Below are 14,917 nucleotides of genomic sequence, written 5' to 3'. Positions count from 1 at the left end.
CGTGTGCCCATCTGCTGCCATGATTGCCTGTCCGCTGCGCTCGCCGCGTGTCTGCCGCGCGCCGCCGCTCATCCGCGGATGCGGTGCGCGAGCCGTTCGAGCTTGTACACGGCCGGCCGCAGCACGCGCATGAACTCGCCGGGCAGCTCCTCGACGTAGCCGTCGAAGCCCTGCTTGAACTCGAGCACGCCGCGTCCCTCGCTGTCCGGATCATCGAAGACGCCGTCGATGCCGTAGAAGTTGTAGCGCGGCACGCCGCGTTCGACGCACAGGTGCAGCATCGCCTCGTACTGGATCAGGGCGCTCGCGTAGAACGGCTTGTACTCTTCGACGCTGCCGGAGAACAGGTAGACGGTCTCCTGCGGCACCGTCACGAACATCGACGCGGCGACCGGGATGAATCGGCCGCGTTCGAGCAATGTGGCCGCCTCCTCGTAGCGTTTCGTCGCCGCGGCGAGGTTGTTCGACTCCTCGTTGTGCCGACGGCGCAGCTTCGTCGTCTCGCGCTGCGCGAGCTTCGCGTCGAGATCGTCGACGAGCTTCTGCAGATCGTCGCGCTTGCGCTGCATCGCGTCATGGTAGGCCTGCGTGTTGATCTGCGCGACGAGGAAATGCACGTCGTCGCCGAAGGCCTTCGCGAACTTGCGGAAGTACTGTTCGCCGCGGTATTCGAAATGGCGGCGTTCCGCCGTCTGCTGCTCGATCGACGCGAAGACGCCGAGTTCGTCGGGGCCGACGCGGCGCACTTCGACGCCCATCGACTGCGCGCGCTTGACGCTCCACTGCGTGCGTTTGCTGAAGGTCTTCAGCAGCGCCGCACCGTCGGCGACGCCGTCGAGGTCCTTGAGGAAACGCCAGCGCGGCACCGCCGTGTAGCCGCGCGTGAAGCCGCCGTGCGCCATGCCGGCGGCCTTGAGGTCGGCCATCATCGCCGTGTCGGGCTCGCCGGTCTGTCCCGGCAGCGGCTCGCCCTGCGCGTCGCGCAGACGGTACGGCTGTTCGGGCGTGATGTCGAGATGCACGGCGTGGCGGCGGCGCTTCGCCATCGCGGCGATGTGGTCGATGAGGAAGACGGTCAGTTCGCGGTCGTCGAGGTCGCACAGCGGGCCGTCGGCGATCGTGCTGAAGGCGGTCAGGCCGGAGCCGTGCGTGGCGACGAGCGCCGCCGCGACGACCGCGCCGTGCTCGCGCACGCCGACGTAGTCGATCGTCTGCCCTTGGGCGACCCTGAGGTCGGCCATCATCACGGTCTGCTGGAAATTGCCGTGCCGGGCGTGCGCCGCGAAACCGGCGAACTCGTCACGGGTCAGATCGGCGAACACGAACTGCCGCATCACAAAACCTCCACTCATCGGCGCCTGTGGGCGCCGTACTGCAGCGCGCGCTGCACCATCGGAATCATCGAAATCATCGGACGGACGAGCGGCGTACGACGCCGCCGCGACCGGACTACAGCAGCGCCTCGATCGCCGGCACGAGCGCGCGCAGCGCCTTGCCGCGGTGCGAGATCGCGTTCTTCTGCTCGGGCGTCATCTGCGCGCTCGTCAGCAGCTCGCCGCTCGCGACCGCCTCGGCCGGCTGGTCGTCGGGCATGAAGATCGGGTCGTAGCCGAAGCCGTTCGTGCCGTGCGGCGCGCGCACGATCGTGCCGGCCATCTCGCCGAGCACGACGGTCTCCTGCGCGTCCTCGAGGCCGTCGCCGTCATCGATGTCGTCGCCGGATGCGGCGTCGAAGTCAGCCGTGTCCTCCTCGTCGGCCACCGGCGCGACGAGCGCGGCGGCGCAGCGGAAGCGCGCGGTGCGGTCGTCGTCCTGGATGTCCTCGATCTGCGCGAGCAGCAGACGGTTGTTGGCCTCGTCGTTGCCGTGCTCGCCGCTCCAACGCGCCGACAGGATGCCCGGCGCGTTGCCCATGACGTCGACGATCAGCCCCGAGTCGTCGGCGATCGCCGGCAAGCCGGTGCGCAGCGCGACGAAGCGCGCCTTGAGCAGCGCGTTCGCCTCGAAGGTGACGCCGGTCTCCACCGGGTCGGACAGTCCGAGGCTGCCTGCGGACACCAGTTCGATCTCGTCGGCGCGATCGCCGAGCCGTTCGGCGAGAATGGCGCGGATCTCCACGAGTTTGCCTTCGTTATGCGTCGCCACGACGATCTTCATGGCGCTCCTTTCCTGCGGTATCTGCGGTATTCAAACGATGGTGGTCAAGCACGGGCGGCGGCTGCGGCGCAGCCGCTCACTCAGCGTCGAGCTCCTCGAGCGCGGCGCGCTGCGCGGCCTGCAGCTCGCGGTTGCCCTTCGTCGCCAGGTCGAGCAACACATTAAGTTCGTCGCGGGAGAACGGACGGTGCTCGGCGGTGCCCTGGATCTCGATGAACTCGCCCGAGCCGGTCATCGCGACGTTCATGTCGGTCATCGCGCGGCTGTCCTCGAGATACGGCAGGTCGAGCATCGGACGGCCGTCGATGACGCCGACCGACACTGCGGAGACGCTGTCCTTGAGCACGCGCTTCGCGCTGCGGATGCGGCGGTTCTTCTGCGCCCAGCGCAACGCGTCGACCATCGCGACGTACGCGCCGGTGATCGACGCGGTGCGCGTGCCGCCGTCGGCCTGCAGCACGTCGCAGTCGAGCTGGATCTGGTTCTCGCCGAGCGCCTTCATGTCGACGACGCCGCGCAGGCAGCGGCCGATCAGGCGACTGATCTCGTGCGTGCGGCCGCCGACCTTGCCGCGCACCGATTCGCGGTCGGTGCGTTCGGCGGTGGCGCGCGGCAGCATCGAATACTCGGCCGTCACCCAGCCGAGACCGCTGTCCTTGCGCCAGCGCGGCACGCCCTGCGTGAACGTGGCCGTGCACATGACGCGCGTGTTGCCGCATTCGATGAGCACCGAGCCCTCCGGGACGTCGGTGAACGCGCGCGTGATGCGTACCGGCCGCAGCTCATCGCTCTGCCGCCCGTCGGGGCGGATGACGGTGGTCGAACTGATCATGTCCTTGATTTCCATGCTGTGGCTTCCTTCGGATTGCCTGTGCGGCGGCGGCGCGCGACGGCGCGACGACGTGTTCGCTGTACTTCGTTACCGATGATAGCCGCATATGCGGCCGCCGCCATGCTCGCGGCTACGCCGTTTTGCCGCCGGCGGGCGCGCGCGCCGGCATCGCGCGGTCGATGATGCACACGAGCGCGCCGACGACGAGGAACGCGGCGACGATCTTGAGGCATGCGACGCCGAAGTTCACCCAGCCGATCGACGGCAGATCGAGGAACGCATACGGATACGGGCTGCCGCCGACGCCGGGGCCGACGCCGTGCGGCCACCACCATGCGCGTGCGAGCACGAAGACCAGATACAGCGGCGGGTAGATGAGCCACAGCAGCGGATAGGTCGGCTTGTAGCGGCGGTGGACGTCGAAGACGATGAAATCGATGACGACCATGACCGGCACGATGCGGTGCAGCATCGTGTTCGTCATGATGCCGAGGATCTGCGGCACATAACGAGGATCGTCGGGTGGCATCATGAAGAACGCGACAAGCGCGACGACGATCGCATAGGTCGTCGCCATCCCCTTGAGCCACGCCGGCGGCTGTTCGCCGTGCACGAGCGATGCGGCGCCCGCCCACAGCATGACGAAGGCGATGAGCGCGCCGGTCTGGAACGTGAAGTACACCCAACGGTTCGGTATCGTCCACGCTTCGGACGTGCCCATGATACATAGCGCGGCGATCGCCAGCCGCCAGATTCCCGCAATGAAACGCATGTCCCCAGCATACCGGCAGCGCCGTGCACCGCGGGCGCGCGCCGGACGCCTCACGATATGGGCGCATGCCGCCCGTTGCCGCGGCGCCCGACTACTGTGGTGCGCAACATGCGCCCGTTCGCGCCATCCGCGCGGGGCACCCTGAAGGATCCAAGGAGAGAGTTCCCATGGTCGACTACAACCCGGTCCTGATGACCGACATGTACGAGTACACGATGCTCGACGCGACGCTGCAGGATGGCACCGCGTCTCGCGACTGCGTGTTCGAGGTCTTCACGCGCCACCTTCCCGAAGGCCGCCGCTACGGCGTCGTCGCCGGCACCGGCCGGCTGCTCGACGCGCTCGCCGACTTCCACTTCGCCGACGAGGACCTGAAGTTCCTGCGCGACCGCCATATCGTCAACAAGGAGACAGTCGACTGGCTCGAACATTTCGCATTCCACGGCTCGATCCGCGGCTACCGCGAAGGCGAGATGTACTTCCCGAACTCGCCGATCCTGCAGGTCGAGGGTTCGTTCGGCGAATGCACATTGCTCGAGACGCTGATCCTGTCGATCCTCAACTACGATTCGGCGGTCGCGGCCGCCGCGTCGCGCATGACGTCGGCCGCGAAGAACCGCCCGTGCATGGACATGGGCGGACGACGCACGAACGAGTGGGCGGCCGTCGCCGCCGCACGCGCGTCGATCGTCGGCGGATTCCAGGGCACCGCGAATCTGCTCGCCGCGAAACTCTACGACCTGACGGCGATCGGCACGGCCGCGCACTGCTTCACGCTCGTGCACGACAGCGAGCGCGCCGCGTTCGAATCGCAGATCGCCGCGCTCGGCAGGAACACGACGCTGCTCGTCGACACCTACAACATCGAGGAGGCGGTCAAGACCGCCGTCGAGGTCGCCGGCCCCGAGCTCGGCGGCGTGCGCATCGACTCGGGCGACCTCGCGTCGCTCGCGCAGCGCGTACGCAACCAGCTCGACGCGCTCGGCGCCGTCAACACGAAGATCACGGTCACGAACGACCTCGACGAGTACGCGATCGCGTCGCTGCAGACGGCGCCGGTCGACTCGTACGGCGTCGGCACGCAGCTCGTCACCGGCTCCGGCGCGCCGACCTGCGCGATGGTGTACAAGCTCACCGAACGCGCCGGCGACGACGGCACGATGGTGCCGGTCGCGAAGAAGTCGACAAACAAGGCGACGGTGCCCGGCCGCAAGCTCGCGTTCCGCTCCTACGAATACTCGCTCGCCGACTGCGAGCACGTCATCTCCGGCACGAAGGAGCAGCTCGACACGTTCACGCCCGAGGAGGGCTGGCAGGACCTGCTCGTCGACTTCGTCGACCACGGCCAGATCGACGACCAGTGGCGCGGCCATGACGCGATCATCAACGCGCGCACGCACCACGAGGAGGCGCTCAAATCGCTGCCGATCACCGCGCAGTCGCTGATGCGCGGCGACCCGGTGATCCCGACGCAGACGATCGTCCTGCCGCAGTAGGCGGCTGTAGTGGCAATGGGTGTGGCGGCGATTTATGGGTGAGGCACCTGCAGACTGCCGCCGCAGCAGCCACCAACGGCATTCCATGGGTGACACACCTACAGACTGCCGCCGCAGCAGCCACCAACGGCATTCCATGGGTGACACACCTACAGACTGCCGCCGCAGCAACCACCAGCGGCATTCCATGGGTGACACACCTGCAGACTGCCGCCGCAGCAGCCACCAGCGGCAGTATCGGGGCACCGTTACAATGGGGGCAGCCATTACCAACCATCCAAGACAGCGAGGTCACGATGTTCGAAGCCACCGACAGCTACACACCCGATCCGACGCGCTACGAGTCGATGGAGTACCGGCGCTGCGGCGTCAGCGGCCTCAGACTGCCGCGCATCGCGCTCGGCCTGTGGCACAACTTCGGCGACGACACGCCGCCGGCGAACATGCGCGCGACGATTCGCACGGCCTTCGACAACGGCGTCACCTACTTCGACCTCGCCAACAACTACGGCCCCGAACCCGGCGCCGCCGAGCGCAACTTCGGCCGCATCCTGCGCGCCGACCTGGCCGCGCACCGCGACGAACTCGTCGTCGCGACGAAGGCCGGCTTTGAGATGTGGGACGGCCCCTACGGCCGCGGCGGCAGCCGCAAATACCTGCTGAACAGCCTCGACGACTCGCTCACCCGCCTCGGCCTCGACTACGTCGACGTCTTCTACCACCACTGCATGGATCCGGACACGCCGCTCGAGGAGTCGATGGGCGCGCTCGCGACCGCCGTGAGCAGCGGCAAGGCGCTCTACGTGGGCCTGTCGAACTACGACGGCGCGACGATGGAGCGTGCGATGGGCATCCTCGCCGACCTGCATGTGCCGTTCATCGTCAACCAGAACCGCTACAACATCTTCGACCGCACAATCGAGCACAACGGACTCAAGGAGACCGGCGCGCGTCTCGGCCGCGGCCTCGTCACGTTCTCGCCGCTCGACCAGGGCCTGCTCACCGACCGCTACCTCCACGGCATCCCCGCCGACAGCCGCATCGCGCGCGACGGTCGCTTCCTGCAGGCGAGCGCGCTCACCGACGAACGCATGCGGCAGATCCGCGGCCTCAACGAGCTCGCCGCGCAGCGCGGCCAGTCGCTTGCCGAGATGTCGCTCGCGTGGCTGCTGCACGATCCGGCGGTGACGACGGTGCTCGTCGGAGCGTCGCGTCCCGCCCAGCTGCTCGACGACATCGCCGCGCTCGACAACACCGATTTCACCGACGACGAGCTCGCGCGCATCGATGCGCTATCCCTCTGAACGAAGGAAAACGCTCCTCCTCAGCGGCGAATACCACGGCGACACGCCAATGGTTTTGCGCTGAGGAGGAGCGTTTTCCTTGAGAATCGGGTTTAGAACTTGTTGCCGTACTCCGCGTAGATGCGCTTGCACTCGGGGCAGATCGGGTAGTCCGCCGGGTTGCGCTTCGGCACCCACACCTTGCCGCACAGCGCGACGACCGGCCGTCCGGTCAGCCTCGATTCCTCGATGCGTTCCCGGGAGACGTAGTGCGCGAAGCGGTCGGCGTCTCCGTTGTCGCTGCGTTGCGCCTGCTCCTCCTCGGCCGGCCGTTCGAGCACCGTCGTGCCGGTGCTCGTGTCCGGCTCGGTCTGCGTGAGCGGATCGGCCTCGTCGAGCGCCCCCGCGTTCCTCCACTGTCCGAGCTGTTCGAACTGTTCGATTAATGCTTCCATGATTGTTCTCCGTTCCGCGGCGCACCCCGCGCGGCGCGTCCAGTGCGTTGGTGCGTCCATGATATCGCACGCGCCCGCGCGCATCGCGGACATGCGCCCCGTCTGACCAACCGCGCGCCGCCGATGCGCATTCCCGCGGCTTTTTCGCGAAACGCGGCTCGAAAACCCCACGTGTCGCTACTCTTGTACATATGACTATTGCTGTATGCCCCGGATCGTACGATCCGATCACCGACGGCCACCTTGACGTCATCCGGCGCTGCGCGCGCCTGTTCGACGTCGTGCATGTCGTCGTCGCCGTGAACGCCGCGAAGACGCCGCTGTTCACCGAGGAGGAGCGCGTCGACATCATCCGCCACACATTGGGGCCCGACGACACGAACATCGTCGTCAGTTCCACCGACGGCCTGATCACCGACTACTGCGAGAAGGTCGGCGCGACCGTCATCGTCAAGGGTCTGCGGCAGAACGGCGACTACGAGGCCGAGCTGGGCATGGCGCTCGTCAACCGCAAGCTCGCCGGCATCGAGACGATGTTCCTGCCGGCCGACCCGGTGCTCGAGCACATCTCGAGCTCCGTCGTCAAGGACGTCGCACGCCACGGCGGCGACGTGCGCGGCATGGTCCCCGACTACGTCGCCGAAAAGCTCAACGTCGCGCTCGGGGCGGCGCACGACTGACGATGGCTGCACACCCACGCATGGAAGAAGGACGACAATGACGGACGAGACACCGGTCGACGACACCGACGAGCACATTCCCGCGAACGCGCGCGGCCGCGCGACCTTCAACATGAGCGACCTGCCCGACCTGCGCGACCATCAGGACGGCGACGCGCAGCAGCCGACGCGCGAGCAGGAGGAGTTCACGACCGTCTACGACACGATCGACGCGATGGAACGCACGCTCAACGAGGCGAAGGGCACGATGTTCTCGCCGACGCTCGTGAAGATCGACCGCGAGGACTTCCTCGACCAGCTGCAGTCGCTCAAGGCGATGCTGCCGGTGCAGCTCGAACGCGCGTCCGCGCTGATGCGCGAGGCGGAGCGCCGCCTCGAAGGCGCGCAGTCGCAAGCGAACGTGATCATCACCTCCGCGCAGAGCCGCGCCGCCGACATGATCCGCGACGCGAACGACCAGGTGCAGTTCCTGACGAGCCAGGAGAACATCACGCAGCTGGCGCGCGAGAAGGCGACGCAGATGCTCAACAAGGCGCAGCACACCTCCGACCGGCTCACGCAGGGCGCCGACCGCTATTGCATCGGCGTCATGAACGATCTGCAGGAGCAGCTCGACAAGCTCAAGCGTGACGTCGCCGGCGGCCTGCAGGTGCTCGAGGACCGTCAGCAGAAGGCCGCGCAGAACGTGCCGCACGTCTCCGACGACGACTACCCGGAGGCGTGACGCGCCGTCGCGCGCGGCGGCGGACGCCGGGAATCGCGCGGCGACCGACGGAGGAATAAACGTTTCCGATCGGCGATTGGTCGAAGCGGATACGTCTGCGCCGACGTGCGGCGACGCGACCGTGCGCGGACGACGCAGACGACGAGAACGACAGACACAGCAATCAGAAAAGAGGAACGCATGGCACGTGTGCAGTACACGGATTGGACGGTGCCGGTCGCACAGGTCGGCTCGCATGCGGGGCAGCAGATGCCGCTCGACCGCGTCTTCCCGGCGCCGTCGGGCATCGGCGACAACATCGTCGGCGTCACCGAGGGCGCCGACGTCCACGTCAACGGACAATTCGACTCGATCGTCGACGGACTGATCTTCACCGGCACCTTCACGGCGCCGGTGCACGCCGTGTGCTCACGCTGCGACACGCCGCTCGACGACGACTGGAGCGAACAGGTGACGGCGTTCTTCCCCTACGAGGAGGAACAGTCGGAATCGAAGGGCGGCAAGGGTAGGAAGCAGGACGAGGACGTCGAGATCATCGCCGGCGAGGACGAGGCCGAGGACGTCTATCCGCTGATGGACAACGGATCCTTCGCCGACCTCGAGGCGCTGATCCGCGACACCTTCGTCGACGCGCTGCCGCTGCAGCCGCTGTGCCGCCCCGACTGCAGGGGCCTGTGCCCGCAGTGCGGCATCGACCTCAACGAGTATCCCGACCACCATCACGAGACGACCGACATCCGCTTCGCCGGCCTCGAGGCGCTCAAGGCGCGGCTCGAGGCGGCCGAAGGCAGCGCGGACGGCGAGTAGGCGGGGCACTGCGTCGTCCATGGCCGGCGTGCGGCGCAGACGACACGCGTCGCAGTCGCCACGCGGTACGCATGCGCAGCCGCGTGCGTCGCACTTGTACAACCAATGCGTTAGACTGCTGAACGCTTAAGCTCAATTGTTCGATCGAATAGAGGAAACAAACTATGGCACTGCCAAAGTACAAGATGTCGCGCGCCAACACGCGTACGCGTCGCGCTAACTGGAAGACCAAGGCCGTCCCGACGATCAGCTGCCCGAACTGCGGCGCTCCGACGATGGCTCACATGGCCTGCCCGACCTGCGGTTCCTACCGCGGCCGCGTCTATCGCGAGGCCATCCGCAGCACCTACTCGCGCTGAGTCAAGGATCGCCGACTAAACGCATAACACGAAAAACGCTCTGCCATCGACGGGTGGCAGGGCGTTTTTCGTTCCCCTAGCCTGCGCACGGCGCCGACTACTATGGCGGACATGACCAACCATGTGACCGTAACCATCGACGACACCAATCCCGCGCATCCGCTACTGGAGGCGCTCGGCACGACGCTGCAGCCGGATCTGCTCGTCGAGGCACTCACCCACCGTTCCTTCTCCCATGAGCATCCGGACGCGAAGAACTACGAACGTCTCGAGTTCCTCGGCGACGCCGTTCTCGAACTCGTCGTCACCGAGACGCTGTTCACCGCGCATCCGGACATGACCGAAGGCCAGCTCGCGAAGATCCGCGCGAAGGCCGTCTCCGAGGACGCGCTGTCCGCGATCGCCCGCACGAAGCTCAACGCGAGCCCGTACATCCTGCTCGGCCACGGCGAGCTCGAGCAGGGCGGCGCCGAGAAAAGCTCGATCCTGTGCGACATCGTCGAATCGCTGATCGGCGCGACCTTCGTCGAATACGGCATCGACGGCGCGCGCGAGGTCGTCCACCGTCTCGTCGACGGCACGCTCGCCGAAGTCGCGAGCGAGGGACCCGCGCTCGACTGGAAGACGTCGCTCACCGTGAAGGCGCATCAGCTGGGCTTGGGCGAGCCGCGCTACCAGATGTCGGTCGGCGGCCCCGAATACGCGCAGCAGTTCACGGCGCGCGCGATGCTCGGCGACAGCGACGACGTCGTCGGCATCGGCCACGGCACGAGCAAGCGCAAGGCGCAGCTCGCCGCCGCCGAACAGGCATGGAAGAACCTCGACGCCGCGCAGACGGCCGTCGACGACGACGCGGCGAACGGCGACTGATCGGCGCGGACGGCCGGACGTCGCATCGCGAACGGAATCGGCGCAGGCTGCACCCGTCACGTTCGCAAACGGTACCGTTTGCGAACGTGACGGGTGCGCTATTGGTCCCATGACAGTCGCCAAGCGGCAACCTCGTGAACGCTGCGGGTGCGATCCGCGCCGATTCCGTTCGCGTAGGCACGATGTTGCGAACGTGACGGGTGCAGTCCGCGCATGCGACGGTCGCGGATGGACGCCGCCATCGGCCGGCTGTCCGAAAAAACATTCATCATTCGGTCATGACCGCGGCCATACGACCCTTTTCCATTAGGATGACGTGGACAACCAGCAGACACAACCTAGGAAAAGGGAGGGATCAGCAGTGTCACCTACACCCCTGCAGGCGTTCAGCGGCGTGACGAAACCCGCCGCGGCCCATCACAAGCATGCGGTCACTGAAGGCGAGAAGATGACGGGTGCGCAGGCGCTCGTCCGCGCTCTTGAGGATCTGGGTGTCAAGGACGTCTTCGGCGTCCCCGGTGGCGCGATCCTGCCCGTCTACGACGCCATCAACGAGGACACGCGCTTCCGCTTCATCCTCGCACGCCACGAACAGGCAGCAGGACACGCGGCCGAAGGATACGCCGTCGCCACCGGCGAGGTCGGCGTGTGCATCGTCACATCGGGCCCCGGCGCGACGAACGTCATCACGGCGATCGCCGACGCGAACATGGACTCGATCCCGATGATCGTCATCACCGGGCAGGTCGGCGTCAACTCGATCGGCACCGACGCGTTCCAGGAGGCGGACATCGTCGGCGCGACGTACCCGGTCTCCAAGCATTCGTACCTCGTCACGAGCGCGCAGGACGTGCCGCGCGTGCTCGCCGAAGCGCACTACATCGCGCGTTCCGGCCGCCCCGGACCGGTCGTCGTCGACCTGACGAAGACCGCGCAGAACGAGGAGATGTACTACACGTGGCCGCAGCGTATGATCCTGCCCGGCTACAATCCGACGACCGAGGCGCACGGCCGCGTGCTGACGACGGCCGCCGAGCTGTTCCAGCGTTCGTTCCGCCCGGTGCTCTACGTCGGCGGCGGCGCCGTGCGTTCCGACGCCGGCGACGAGATCAAGGCGCTCGCCGACCTCACCGGCGCGCCGATCGTCACGACGCTGCCGGCGCGCGGCATCGTCTCCGACGACGACCCCGCCGTGCTCGGCATGCTCGGCATGCACGGCACGATCGCGGCGACCGGCGCCGTGCAGCGCTCCGACCTGCTCGTCGCGATCGGCGCGCGCTTCGACGACCGCGTCACCGGCAAGCTCGAGGCCTTCGCCCCCGGCGCACGCGTCATCCACATCGACATCGATCCGGCGGAGATCGGCAAGAACCGCGTCGCCGACGTGCCGATCGTCGGCGACGTCAAGACGGTGCTCCAGGCGCTGATCCCGCAGATCGAACAGCTGCACTCCGAATACGGCAAGCCGGATCTGAGCACATGGTGGAAGCTGCTCAACAAGTGGGTCGAGCAGTATCCGGTGCGCTACGACGAGCCGACGGATGGCACGCTCGCGCCGCAGTGGGTCGTCGAGCAGCTCTCCGAAGCGGCCGACCCAGACACGATCTGGGTCTCCGGCGTCGGTCAGCATCAGATGTGGGCGACGCAGTTCATCAAATTCCGCAAGCCGCACCAGTGGATCTCCTCGGGCGGTCTCGGCACGATGGGCTTCGGTCTGCCGGCGGCGATTGGCGCGGCGGTCGGCTCGCAGCGCTACTTCGACGGCAAGAAGCCGGTGTGGCTCATCGACGGCGACGGCTCGTTCCAGATGACGAGCGAGGAGCTCGCGACGGCCTTCCTCGAAGGCACGCCGGTCAAGATCGCGCTGCTCAACAATTCGGTGTACGGCATGGTGCGCCAGTGGCAGACGCTGTTCTACGACAAGCACTATTCGGCGACGATCCTGCACGAGGAGGACAAGACCGGTCTCGTCGGCTGCCCCGACTTCGTCAAGCTCGCCGAGGCCTACGGCTGCGTCGGCCTGCGTGCACGCACGAAGGAAGAGGCCGTCGAATGCATCCGCAAGGCCAACGAGATCAACGACCGTCCGGTGCTCATCGACTTCCACGTCTGGAAGGACGCGATGGTGTGGCCGATGGTCGCCGCCGGCGATTCGAACAACAACGTCACGTACATGCCGGGCGTCAAGCCGCTGCTCAACCCAACCGGCGACGTGAGGCTGGACGACGCGGATGACATGTCCGCGGCCGACGAGAACGAAGAGAACTGAGAGGAGCACCGTCATGGCATCGTATCCTGCATCCCAGCCGGGAGCCAAGCGCCACACACTGTCCGTGCTCGTGGAGAACCGCCCGGGCGTGCTCGCACGCATCGCCGGCCTGTTCGCGCGGCGCGCGTTCAACATCAACTCGCTGTCCGTCTCGCCGACCGAACGTCCCGATATCTCCCGCGTCACCGTGACGGCGGAGGTGGATGAGGTGCCGCTCGAGCAGATCATCAAGCAGCTCAACAAGCTGTTGCATGTGCTCAAGATCGTCGACCTCGACCCGGAGACGACGGTCGAACGCGAACTCGTGCTCATCAAGGTCGCCGCCGACGAATCCAACCGCTCCGACGTCCTCGAGATCGTGCGCCTCTTCCGCGTGCGCGTCGTCGACGTCAACCCGGAGTCGCTGACGATCGAGGCCACCGGCGCGGGCGGCAAGATCGACGCGCTGCTCGGTCTGCTCGACCACTACGGCATCATCGAGCTCGTGCGTTCCGGCGCCGTCGCGATGAGCCGCGGCCCGCGCGCGCTGAGCGAAAAGGTCATCGGCTCGGAGATCACCGGCCGCTGACGTACCAGCTTCCCGATGTGGGGGTGGCGATTCATGCGAATCGCCACCCCCACATCGCGTATTGCGCACACGTACGCTGCACGGGTCGCCAACGCACCGCTCCGCGTCCCGCACAGCGCACACGTACGCACCACAGGTCGCCGGCACGTTGCTCCGCGTCGCGCGCCCCGCCGCACGCTACGCGCTGAGGAAAAATCAGCGCACAGCCATCGTCGAAGGCGCCAAGTCAGGGCGGATGGCACAATGGGAGGCATGACACAACCGGAAGTCCTTATTCTGCAGCACGCCGCTTGGGAGAAGCCAGGACGTATCCAGACCGAACTTGAAGAGATCAATCTGCCTATTCAGACGCTGAACATCGCGAAGAAAAAGAAGCCGGATATGCCGGACTTCGACGAGGTCGCCGGCGTCGTCGTCATGGGCGGGCCGATGTCCGCGACCGACTACGACAACTACCCCGGGCTGAAGGCGGAGGGCAAGCTCGTGCGTGCCGCGATCAGCGTCGGCAAGCCGGTGCTCGGCGTATGCCTCGGCCACCAGATCATCGCGACCGCACTCGGCGCGAAGCTCAAGACGAACGGCGACCCAGAGATCGGCGTGCTGCCGATCAAACGCGTCGAGCGTCACGACTACTTCGCGATGTGGAGCAAGGAACTCGACGTGCTGCAATGGCACACCGACTGCGTCACGCTGCCCGACGGCGCCACATTGCTCGCCCGCTCCGGCGCCGCGAAGGTGCAGGCCTTCCGCTTCGGTTCCGCCCTCGGCATGCAGTTCCATCTCGAAGTGACGCCGCAGCTGCTCGAGGAATGGCTCGAGGAGCCGCTGATGGTCAAGCAGCTCAAGGCCGCTGGCGGCTCGAAGTCGCAGCTGCGCGAACAGTACGCGGCCTGCAATCCGCAGCTGCAGCCGCTCGCCGAACAGGTCTTCTCCGGTTTCGCCGCGCGCTGCAGCACCTACGCGAAGACGATCATGCGCTGAGCGCGCATCGATACGCCGAACGCATACGACAATCGGCGGTGCGCGGTGACGCCGACGGCTGATCCGCGCACCGCCGATTTACCGCGCCACCATTACAGTGTTCCCTATGCCGACTTTTGATCTTGGATTGGAACACGTCTCCCTCGCCTTCGCCACGAAAACCATCTTCACCGACGTCACGCAGGGCGTTTTCGAAGGCGACCGCATCGGCATCGTCGGCCGCAACGGCGACGGCAAATCGACGCTGCTGCGTCTGCTCGACGGCGAGCAGACGCCCGACTCGGGACGCGTGAGCCGCCGTAACGGCCTCACCTTCGGCGTCCTCGGGCAGCGCGACGAACTCGACGACGACGCGACGCTGCGGCAGGCCGCGCTCGAAGGCCGCGAAGACTACGAATGGGCGGCGCAGACGCAGTCGCGCGAAATCGTCGAGGCGCTGCTCGGCGGCCTCAACCTCGACTCGAAGATCGGCACGCTCTCCGGCGGCCAGCGCCGCCGCGCCGACCTCGCACGGCTGCTGCTCAAGGACTGGGACATCCTCGCGCTCGACGAGCCGACGAACCACCTCGACGTCGTGACGATCCACTGGCTCGCCGAACATCTCAAGAACCGCTGGCCGAAAGGCACCGGCGCGCTGCTGCTCGTCACGCACGACCGCTGGTTC

At 66.8% G+C, this 14,917-nt stretch carries 16 protein-coding genes; 11 read left to right on the top strand and 5 right to left on the bottom strand.

Features of this window, described 5'->3' with window-relative positions:
• Positions 1 to 68: 68 nt before the first annotated feature.
• The 4 genes from BCHO_RS03120 to BCHO_RS03105 form a co-directional block, all read right to left on the bottom strand.
• Positions 69 to 1,334: a peptidoglycan bridge formation glycyltransferase FemA/FemB family protein gene (locus BCHO_RS03120; protein WP_024541071.1), complete on the bottom strand. Its 1,266-nt coding sequence runs from the start codon at positions 1,332 to 1,334 to the stop codon at positions 69 to 71.
• A gap of 115 nt (positions 1,335 to 1,449) precedes the next feature.
• Positions 1,450 to 2,157 (bottom strand): non-canonical purine NTP pyrophosphatase, encoded by a 708-nt coding sequence (locus BCHO_RS03115; RefSeq protein WP_024541072.1) that lies wholly within the window; start codon positions 2,155 to 2,157, stop codon positions 1,450 to 1,452.
• Positions 2,158 to 2,233: 76 nt separating this feature from the next.
• Positions 2,234 to 3,004 carry a ribonuclease PH gene (gene rph / locus BCHO_RS03110; protein ID WP_024541073.1) on the bottom strand — a complete coding sequence of 257 codons (771 nt, stop codon included), beginning with the start codon at positions 3,002 to 3,004 and terminating at the stop codon, positions 2,234 to 2,236.
• A 115-nt stretch (positions 3,005 to 3,119) separates the two neighbouring features.
• On the bottom strand, positions 3,120 to 3,761 hold the full coding sequence (locus BCHO_RS03105) for a Pr6Pr family membrane protein (protein WP_024541074.1): 642 nt from the start codon (positions 3,759 to 3,761) through the stop codon (positions 3,120 to 3,122).
• 167 nt (positions 3,762 to 3,928) lie between these two features.
• Here BCHO_RS03105 and BCHO_RS03100 point away from each other — a divergent pair, with 167 nt between their 5' ends.
• Both BCHO_RS03100 and BCHO_RS03095 read left to right on the top strand, forming a co-directional pair.
• The gene (locus BCHO_RS03100) at positions 3,929 to 5,257 is read left to right on the top strand and encodes a nicotinate phosphoribosyltransferase (protein ID WP_024541075.1); all 1,329 of its coding nucleotides are present in this window, start codon (positions 3,929 to 3,931) and stop codon (positions 5,255 to 5,257) included.
• A gap of 296 nt (positions 5,258 to 5,553) precedes the next feature.
• Positions 5,554 to 6,561 carry an aldo/keto reductase gene (locus tag BCHO_RS03095; protein WP_024541595.1) on the top strand — a complete coding sequence of 336 codons (1,008 nt, stop codon included), beginning with the start codon at positions 5,554 to 5,556 and terminating at the stop codon, positions 6,559 to 6,561.
• Positions 6,562 to 6,653: 92 nt separating this feature from the next.
• On the opposite strand, the gene BCHO_RS03090 is transcribed toward BCHO_RS03095, so the two are convergent.
• Positions 6,654 to 6,995 (bottom strand): DUF3039 domain-containing protein, encoded by a 342-nt coding sequence (locus BCHO_RS03090; RefSeq protein WP_024541596.1) that lies wholly within the window; start codon positions 6,993 to 6,995, stop codon positions 6,654 to 6,656.
• A gap of 191 nt (positions 6,996 to 7,186) precedes the next feature.
• Between BCHO_RS03090 and coaD the strand changes: the two genes are divergently transcribed.
• The 9 genes from coaD to BCHO_RS03045 all read left to right on the top strand — a co-directional run.
• Complete coding sequence (gene coaD, locus BCHO_RS03085; protein WP_024541597.1) at positions 7,187 to 7,675, top strand: pantetheine-phosphate adenylyltransferase; 489 nt, start codon at positions 7,187 to 7,189, stop codon at positions 7,673 to 7,675.
• Between the two features lie 37 nt (positions 7,676 to 7,712).
• Positions 7,713 to 8,399 (top strand): ATP synthase subunit B family protein, encoded by a 687-nt coding sequence (locus BCHO_RS03080; protein ID WP_024541598.1) that lies wholly within the window; start codon positions 7,713 to 7,715, stop codon positions 8,397 to 8,399.
• 180 nt (positions 8,400 to 8,579) lie between these two features.
• Positions 8,580 to 9,206, top strand: coding sequence for a YceD family protein (locus BCHO_RS03075; RefSeq protein ID WP_024541599.1), 627 nt, complete (start codon positions 8,580 to 8,582; stop codon positions 9,204 to 9,206).
• Between the two features lie 164 nt (positions 9,207 to 9,370).
• Positions 9,371 to 9,565, top strand: coding sequence for a 50S ribosomal protein L32 (rpmF, locus tag BCHO_RS03070; RefSeq protein ID WP_024541600.1), 195 nt, complete (start codon positions 9,371 to 9,373; stop codon positions 9,563 to 9,565).
• Between the two features lie 102 nt (positions 9,566 to 9,667).
• Positions 9,668 to 10,435: a ribonuclease III gene (rnc, locus tag BCHO_RS03065; protein ID WP_418215003.1), complete on the top strand. Its 768-nt coding sequence runs from the start codon at positions 9,668 to 9,670 to the stop codon at positions 10,433 to 10,435.
• Between the two features lie 361 nt (positions 10,436 to 10,796).
• Positions 10,797 to 12,704 (top strand): acetolactate synthase large subunit, encoded by a 1,908-nt coding sequence (locus BCHO_RS03060; RefSeq protein ID WP_024541602.1) that lies wholly within the window; start codon positions 10,797 to 10,799, stop codon positions 12,702 to 12,704.
• Between the two features lie 13 nt (positions 12,705 to 12,717).
• A complete protein-coding gene (gene ilvN / locus BCHO_RS03055) occupies positions 12,718 to 13,272 on the top strand; it encodes an acetolactate synthase small subunit (RefSeq protein ID WP_024541603.1) in 555 nt (184 codons plus the stop codon).
• A gap of 252 nt (positions 13,273 to 13,524) precedes the next feature.
• Positions 13,525 to 14,253: a type 1 glutamine amidotransferase gene (locus BCHO_RS03050; RefSeq protein ID WP_024541604.1), complete on the top strand. Its 729-nt coding sequence runs from the start codon at positions 13,525 to 13,527 to the stop codon at positions 14,251 to 14,253.
• Positions 14,254 to 14,359: 106 nt separating this feature from the next.
• The coding region (locus tag BCHO_RS03045; RefSeq protein ID WP_156097567.1) for an ATP-binding cassette domain-containing protein at positions 14,360 to 14,917 on the top strand (558 nt) is incomplete at its 3' end.

Source organism: Bifidobacterium choerinum, assembly GCF_000741135.1.
Classification (GTDB): Bacteria; Actinomycetota; Actinomycetes; order Actinomycetales; family Bifidobacteriaceae; genus Bifidobacterium; species Bifidobacterium choerinum.
Note: the sequence above shows the minus strand (reverse complement) of the source record. Positions and strands in the feature narration are given on the sequence as shown.

Excerpts from the sequence above, each read along its gene's own strand:
- BCHO_RS03120 (WP_024541071.1), bottom strand. The coding sequence starts at position 1,334 with ATGCGGCAGTTCGTGTTCGCCGATCTGACCCGTGACGAGTTCGCCGGT.
- BCHO_RS03080 (WP_024541598.1), top strand. The coding sequence starts at position 7,713 with ATGACGGACGAGACACCGGTCGACGACACCGACGAGCACATTCCCGCG.
- BCHO_RS03050 (WP_024541604.1), top strand. The coding sequence starts at position 13,525 with ATGACACAACCGGAAGTCCTTATTCTGCAGCACGCCGCTTGGGAGAAG.
- BCHO_RS03100 (WP_024541075.1), top strand. The coding sequence starts at position 3,929 with ATGGTCGACTACAACCCGGTCCTGATGACCGACATGTACGAGTACACG.
- BCHO_RS03075 (WP_024541599.1), top strand. The coding sequence starts at position 8,580 with ATGGCACGTGTGCAGTACACGGATTGGACGGTGCCGGTCGCACAGGTC.
- BCHO_RS03095 (WP_024541595.1), top strand. The coding sequence starts at position 5,554 with ATGTTCGAAGCCACCGACAGCTACACACCCGATCCGACGCGCTACGAG.
- BCHO_RS03105 (WP_024541074.1), bottom strand. The coding sequence starts at position 3,761 with ATGCGTTTCATTGCGGGAATCTGGCGGCTGGCGATCGCCGCGCTATGT.
- BCHO_RS03090 (WP_024541596.1), bottom strand. The coding sequence starts at position 6,995 with ATGGAAGCATTAATCGAACAGTTCGAACAGCTCGGACAGTGGAGGAAC.
- coaD (WP_024541597.1), top strand. The coding sequence starts at position 7,187 with ATGACTATTGCTGTATGCCCCGGATCGTACGATCCGATCACCGACGGC.
- BCHO_RS03115 (WP_024541072.1), bottom strand. The coding sequence starts at position 2,157 with ATGAAGATCGTCGTGGCGACGCATAACGAAGGCAAACTCGTGGAGATC.
- rpmF (WP_024541600.1), top strand. The coding sequence starts at position 9,371 with ATGGCACTGCCAAAGTACAAGATGTCGCGCGCCAACACGCGTACGCGT.
- rnc (WP_418215003.1), top strand. The coding sequence starts at position 9,668 with ATGGCGGACATGACCAACCATGTGACCGTAACCATCGACGACACCAAT.
- rph (WP_024541073.1), bottom strand. The coding sequence starts at position 3,004 with ATGGAAATCAAGGACATGATCAGTTCGACCACCGTCATCCGCCCCGAC.
- ilvN (WP_024541603.1), top strand. The coding sequence starts at position 12,718 with ATGGCATCGTATCCTGCATCCCAGCCGGGAGCCAAGCGCCACACACTG.